Here is a 7,058-nt window from a genome sequence, read left to right as displayed (position 1 = left end):
CCCGAAAACCACACCCGGCGCGGACAACGGCGCCAACACCGTGGCCGGTCTGGAGAACTTCACCTACCAGGCCACCGATGCACTGGGCAACACCACCACCGGCACGATCAAAATCAGCATCGTCGACGATGTGCCGCAGGCCACCAACGACACTGGCACCCTGATCGAAGGCGGCACCTCGACCCTTAACGTACTGGCCAACGACATCCTCGGCGCAGACGGCGGGGCGGCAGGCGGCGCAGTAGTGGCCATCAAAGCAGGCAGCAACGCAGCAGTCACCGTCACCAGCGGCGGTAGCACGGTGATCAACGGCACCTACGGCACCCTGACCATCTCGGCGGATGGCACGGCGGTGTACAAAGGCACACCAAACCTGGTGACCACACCGACCGCCACTGACACCTTTACCTACACCATCCGCGATGGCGACGGTGACCAAAGCACTGCCACGGTGACGTTCAATTTGACGGACAGTGGACTAAAAGTAACCAGTGCGTCACAGACGACCGTCTTTGAAAATGCGCTGGACTTGGTCAAGGATGGCGCTGATTTGGCGCAAGGCACGGTGACGGGCAGCACGCCTGCGTCAACGGCAGAAACGGCTACCGGTGATTTGACGACCACCACCACCGGTGGCGTAGGGCCATTGACCTTCACCTTGCAGGGCAGTACCACGGGCACTTATGGCGTATTGCAACTTGGCAGCGATGGTAAATACACCTACACCCTGACCTCAGCCCCGAAAACCACGCCCAATGCCAATGACGGTCCCAACACGGTTGTGGGTGAAACGTTTAACTATCAGGCCAAAGACTCACTGGGCAACACCACCACCGGTACGATCCAGATCAACATCGTTGATGACGTGCCCAAAGCCGTCGCCGCCGAACGTTCGGTGACCACGGTCAAGGTGGATTCAAACCTGTTGCTGACCATTGACGTGTCCGGGAGCATGGGCGATCCGTCCGGTGTGCCGGGCTTGAACCGTTTGCAACTGGCCAAGCAAGCCATTAACGCGCTATTGGATAAATACGCAGGCATGGGCGATGTGATGGTGCAAGTCGTAGCCTTCAGCAGCTCGGCGACGGATGTCAGCGGTGGCTGGGTAACCGTGGCGCAGGCCAAGGCATTTGTGGCCTCGCTAAGCGCTGGCGGGGGCACTAACTATGATGCCGCCGTGGCAACCTCGCAGACGGCCTTCAATATGGGCGGCAAGCTGACAGGTGCGCAAAACGTCGGGTATTTCTTCTCTGATGGTGCGCCGACGGCAGGGCAGAACATCAGTGCCAGCGATGAAGTGGCCTTGAAAGCTTTCCTGGATGCCAACAGCATCAAAAACTACGCCATCGGCCTGGGCACCGGGGTCAGCAACGCCAACCTCAACCCGCTGGCCTATGACGGCAGCACCCACACCGACACCAACGCGGTGGTGGTAACGGATTTGTCGCAACTCAACTCGGTGCTGGCAGGCACCGTGATTGCACCGACGGTGACCGGCACGTTGCTGGAAGGCGGCTCATTTGGCGCCGACGGTGGTTTTATCAAGTCGATCACGGTGGACGGCGCCACCTACACCTATGATCCCAAAGCCAGCAATGGTGCTGGCGGGCTGACGTTTACGGGTACGGTGAACCACGGGACGTTCAATACGGTCGACAACACCCTGACCATCGCCACCAACAGTGGCGCCAATCTGGTGATTAACCTGGACACTGGCGCGTACTCTTACACGCCGCAAACTGTCGCGGCGACGCCGTTCAACGAAACCATCGGTTTTGTGGTCAGCGACAATGATGGCGATCTGGCAGGTTCCAGCGTGGTCATTCATGTCAATCCAAACGTCGCCCCCGTGGCGGGCAATGACAACATCATCACCAACATTCTGGCGCCGACGATTGCGGTGCCCGGTGATGTGTTGCTGGCCAATGACACAGACGCTAATGGTGATCCTTTGTCGGCAACACCTACCACGTTCACCACGCTGTGGGGCGCGAAGGGGGCAGGCTTCACCAGCACCACGGGCACATTGCCTACAGGCACGTTCAACGCAACGGCGAATGCGCTGGCCAACCAGCAACTGACCGTTGATCGTTCGTCCTTCAAGATCAACACCAGCACCATGACCGCCGCGTTGTTGGTGAGCGGTTATTTGGGGGCCGTCACCAATGCGGCCGCTAACCCCAATGCCGAGGACGTGATCAGCGTCAGCCTCAAACAGGGCGAGACGCTCAATCTGGACCACAACCTGTTGGCTGGCAGGATTGGCATGGAGTACTCGTTCAACGGCGGGGCCTACACGGCCATCGCAGACGGCGGGACGTTTACCGCAGGGCAAACCGGCACTTATCAAATCCACATCACGAACATCACCAACCCTGATAACAGTAATGCGGCTGAAACCTACAACCTGAACATGACCATTGGTTACGGCAACACCACCGTGTCGCCGAACTTTTCGGGCAGTTACATCGCCAGCGATTCCCACGGTGGCAGTGACAGCGGGGGTGTGACGCTCACGTATCAAGCCGGGACATCATTGACCGGCACGGCGGGGGATGACGTGATGCTGGTGGCTGCCGGCAATAACACGGTGCATGGCGGCGACGGCAATGACGTGCTGTCAGGGACCACCGGCAACAACAACTTCTATGGCGATGCGGGCAATGACCTGTTGTTCAGCGGCTCGGGCAACGACCTGCTCGATGGCGGAACGGGCAATGACACTGCCAGTTATGCCCATTCGGCGGCCGGGGTCACGGTCACGCTGGCAAGCACGGCGCAGCAAAACACCGTCGGCGCGGGACTGGATACGCTGGTGTCGATCGAAAACCTGACCGGCTCCAACTTCAATGACGTACTGACGGGCGATGGCAATGCCAACGTGATCAATGGTGGCCTGGGTAACGACACCCTCAACGGCGGCGGCGGTGACGACATTCTGATTGGCGGGATGGGCAACAACACCCTGACCGGCGGCGCGGGTAATGACACCTTCCTTTACCAGCAAGGCAACACGGGGCGTGACACCGTGACCGACTTCACGTTTGGCTCGGACAAACTCGACCTGTCGCAATTGTTGCAAGGCGAGAATGCTACGGCCGCCTCGCTGGATGATTACCTGCACTTCAAAGTGACGGGGTCTGGAGCCACGTTGGTGAGCAGCATCGACATCAGCGCGGTCGCCGGAGCCACGCCGACCCAGACCATTGATCTGGCCGGGGTCAATCTGGCGACTCAGTACGGGGTCACACCGGGTGCGGGCGGGCTTATAGCGGGTGGGGCCGATACGGCCACCATCATCAACGGCATGCTCAATGATCATTCGTTGAAGGTGGACACGGTGTAATCGGCTACGCAGGTGCTAGGAGGTGACGGGCCTGCGCTGCCGTTGGCGCAGGCGACGTGCGACGTGCGACGTGCGACGTGCGATTGTGCGATTGTGCGGCGATCGTAAACGCGGGTAATTGCGTGTTGCCAGAATGTCGCGAACCCAGGCGCTACGACGCCGTTGTCGCCGGATGCCGACTGCGGCAGTGGTTACGGGGTTTACAGCTCAGGGCTTTTCGAGGGTCTTTTGCCGAAGGATGTAAAGGCTCACCAGCACGGCACTGATCAGCATAAACCCGCGTGCCCACGGTAATGGCACCAGGTAACACGACACGCCAATGCTCAACCACATCAAGCCGATGGCGTAGACCTTGCCCTTGAGGGGGATGCCGTTGCCGTCCAGATAGTCGCGAATCCACGGCCCCAGGCGCGGGTGTTCAACCAGCCACTGATAAAAACGCGGCGAGCTGCGGGCAAAACAGGCGGCGGCCAATAGCAGAAAGGGTGTGGTGGGTAAAACGGGAAGGAAGATACCGATAACCCCTAGCGCTACACTCAGCCAGCCGATGGCGAACAGTGTGTAGCGCAGCAACCGGGGCCGGTTGCCGGGTAAGGGGTTAGTCACTGAACACTCAGTGATGGCGAGGCTTGAGAATCGCCGGTTTTTCGTCAGGTGCCTGGCACAGCAGATACAGAGCGGTCAGGGCTTCGGGGATTTGTACGATCATGTCGTCCATCAGGTTGGCATCTTTGGCGATGTCTTCGAATTCGGGCTGGTCATCGAACAGACCCGAACCGACCATGACGGGCAGCAGCATTTCGCTGACTTCGTCTTCGGCGGTTTCGAACCAGGCGGCTTCGCGCATAAACACGCCTTCCATGAACCCGATGCACCAGCCGCGCAAATCGGAGTCATCCGGTTCGTCGCCCAGGTCCAGATCACACGGCAGCTCGAACTCTTCGTCGGACGCCAGTTGGCGTGCGATGTGAGCTTTAAGTTGAATCAGTGTTTCTTCGATCTCTTTGCGTTGAGCGTCGTCAGCGTAGTGCGGCGGCTCGGAGAAGATCGCATCGATCCATTCACGCTCAGGCACTTGTTCGGAACAGATGGACAGGGCGGTCAGAAAACCGTGGGTGGCCACGTAGTCCAGCGCCTCGTCATGCAGTTCGTCAGCGTCGAGGAAGACTTGCAGGCGGGTTAGTTGCTCAGCGAAGGACATTAAGGACTACCTAGAAAATATACGATGCCGAATTCTAGGCTTTCTTGAGGCTACAGGCCAGCCGCAGGGTGCATTTGCCATCACTTCCCGGTGATCGGTCATGCAATCACAAGGCCCTGCGCAACAGAACGCTCGGGTATACTGCCGCGTTTTGTGATGCCCTGCGCTTAATGCAGCGGGTCCTGCGCCCTGCGCCCGAGCCTTTAACCAGGCTTGAGGTCGCGCCGGATACCGCCTGCGCAGGGGTGTTTCGGCGATTTCTGGAGTTTCTATGCTCGAACAGGCTCAACGCGTACTCAAAGACATCTTCGGCTACGACAGTTTCCGTGGCCGCCAGGGTGACATTATTGAGCGCGTGGCCAAGGGTGGCGACGCTTTGGTGCTGATGCCCACGGGCGGTGGCAAGTCCTTGTGCTTCCAGGTGCCTGCGCTGCTGCGTGACGGCCTGGCGGTGGTGGTGTCGCCTTTGATCGCCTTGATGGATGATCAGGTGGCAACGCTTGAGGAGCTGGGGGTGGCCGCCGCCGCGCTGAACTCCACGCTCAGTGCCGACCAGCAACGCGAGCTGGCCAACCGGATCAAGCGCGGCGAAGTGAAAATGCTCTACCTGGCGCCCGAGCGTCTGGTACAGCCGCGCATGATGGCGTTTTTGCAGAGCCTGGACATCGCCCTGTTTGCCATTGACGAGGCGCATTGTGTTTCGCAGTGGGGCCATGATTTCCGCCCCGAATACCTGCAACTGGGGCAGTTGGCCGAGATGTTCCCCCATGTGCCGCGCATTGCCCTGACCGCCACTGCCGACAAGCGTACCCGCGAAGAAATCGTCACCCGCTTGCACCTGCAAAACGCCGAACGTTTTTTGTCGAGCTTTGACCGGCCCAATATTTTTTACCGCATCGTGCCTAAAGAGCAGCCGCGCAAGCAATTGCTGGCGTTTCTTTCGGAGCGGCGCAGCGATGCGGGCATCGTCTATTGCCTGTCGCGCAAAAAAGTCGACGAAGTGGCCAAGTTCCTCTGCGATCAGGGCTTCCCGGCCTTGCCGTATCACGCAGGCTTGCCGAGCGAAACCCGGGCCGCCAACCAGAAGCGCTTCCTCAACGAGGAAGGGCTGATTATGGTTGCCACCATCGCCTTCGGCATGGGCATCGACAAATCCAACGTGCGTTTCGTGGCACACCTGGACCTGCCTAAATCCCTTGAGGCCTATTACCAGGAAACCGGCCGCGCAGGGCGTGATGGCTTACCGGCGGACGCGTGGATGGCCTACGGCCTGCAAGACGTGGTGATGCTCAAGCAAATGCTGCAGAACTCCGAAGGTGACGAGCGCCACAAGCGTCTTGAGCATCACAAGCTCGACGCCATGTTGTCCTTGTGCGAAGAAACCCGCTGCCGCCGTCAGACCCTGCTGGCCTACTTTGATGAAGAGATGCCGCAACCGTGTGGCCATTGCGATAACTGTGTCGATGGTGTGCAAACCTGGGACGCCACCGAGCCTGCGCGTCAGGCGTTGTCGGCTATCTATCGCACCGGCCAGCGGTATGGCACGGGGCATTTGATCGATGTGTTGTTAGGGCGCGACAACGAAAAGGTGCGCAGTTTTGGGCATCAGCATTTATCTGTATTTGGTGTGGGTAAAGACCGCGCAGAAGGTGAGTGGCGCACATTGTTCCGGCAATTGGTGGCGCGCGGTCTGGCGGATATTGATATCGAGGGCTACGGCGGTTTGCGCCTGAGCGACAGCTGCCGCCCCCTGCTGCGCGGTGAAGTGACCCTTGAACTGCGCCGTGAGCTCAAGCCACAAACCACTGTCAAAAGCAGTTCTGCCAGCCCGGCCAGCCAATTGGTGCGCGGCGAAGAGCGCGAACAGTGGGAGGCGCTGCGTGCGCTGCGGCGCAAGTTGGCCGAAGAGCATGGGGTGCCGCCTTACGTCATCTTCCCCGATTCAACGTTGCTTGAAATGCTGCGCAGCCAGCCGACGTCGTTGTCGGACATGGCCAAGGTCAGCGGCATTGGCGCACGCAAACTGGAGCGTTATGGCGAGGCGTTCCTTGAAGTGTTGGGCGGTCAGGCTGAGACCCCCAAAGTGGTGGCCGACATTCGTCACGAGTTGATCAGCCTGGCCCGTGCAGGCATGACGCCCATGCAAATTGCCGGTCAATTGCAATGCTCGGAAAAAAATGTGTACACGATGCTGGCCGAAGCCATTGGCCGTCAGGAACTGTCGCTGGAACAAGCGCTGGACTTGCCCGAAGAGCTGATGGAAGAAGTGCAGGATGCCTTCCTTGATGGTGAAGGCGAGCTGCCGAGCGTGGCCAGCATCGCCGAGCAATTCAAGGGGCGTGTGCCAGAAGGTGTGCTGTATTGCGTGCGCGCTGCACTGCAATCGGAGTTCGAAATTTAAACGAAATGGCGATATGTAACGTTTCAGTGACTTTAGGGCCTTGCCTATTGACAAACTCCATGCTTAGCTGGCTAACAATTCTTATCACTCTATTTCAGTCTAATCATTGA

4 protein-coding genes are annotated in these 7,058 nt (G+C 59.1%); 2 read left to right on the top strand and 2 right to left on the bottom strand.

Annotated features, from left to right (window positions below; translation table 11 throughout):
- Positions 1-3,346 (top strand): beta strand repeat-containing protein (locus GYN01_RS21560; RefSeq protein WP_203307760.1); only part of this gene is annotated, 3,346 nt, incomplete at its 5' end.
- A gap of 207 nt (positions 3,347-3,553) precedes the next feature.
- On the opposite strand, the gene GYN01_RS21555 is transcribed toward GYN01_RS21560, so the two are convergent.
- Both GYN01_RS21555 and GYN01_RS21550 read right to left on the bottom strand, forming a co-directional pair.
- Positions 3,554-3,952: a YbaN family protein gene (locus GYN01_RS21555; RefSeq protein WP_162207813.1), complete on the bottom strand. Its 399-nt coding sequence runs from the start codon at positions 3,950-3,952 to the stop codon at positions 3,554-3,556.
- Positions 3,953-3,959: 7 nt separating this feature from the next.
- Entirely contained in the window at positions 3,960-4,547 is a 588-nt protein-coding gene (locus tag GYN01_RS21550) for a UPF0149 family protein (RefSeq protein WP_048366194.1), read from the bottom strand.
- Positions 4,548-4,818: 271 nt separating this feature from the next.
- Between GYN01_RS21550 and recQ the strand changes: the two genes are divergently transcribed.
- Positions 4,819-6,948 (top strand): DNA helicase RecQ, encoded by a 2,130-nt coding sequence (gene recQ / locus GYN01_RS21545; protein WP_048402385.1) that lies wholly within the window; start codon positions 4,819-4,821, stop codon positions 6,946-6,948.
- Positions 6,949-7,058 lie beyond the last annotated feature (110 nt).

It is taken from the genome of Pseudomonas weihenstephanensis (assembly GCF_016812185.1).
Lineage (GTDB): Bacteria > Pseudomonadota > Gammaproteobacteria > Pseudomonadales > Pseudomonadaceae > Aquipseudomonas > Aquipseudomonas weihenstephanensis.
This window is presented reverse-complemented; position numbering and strand designations above follow the sequence as displayed.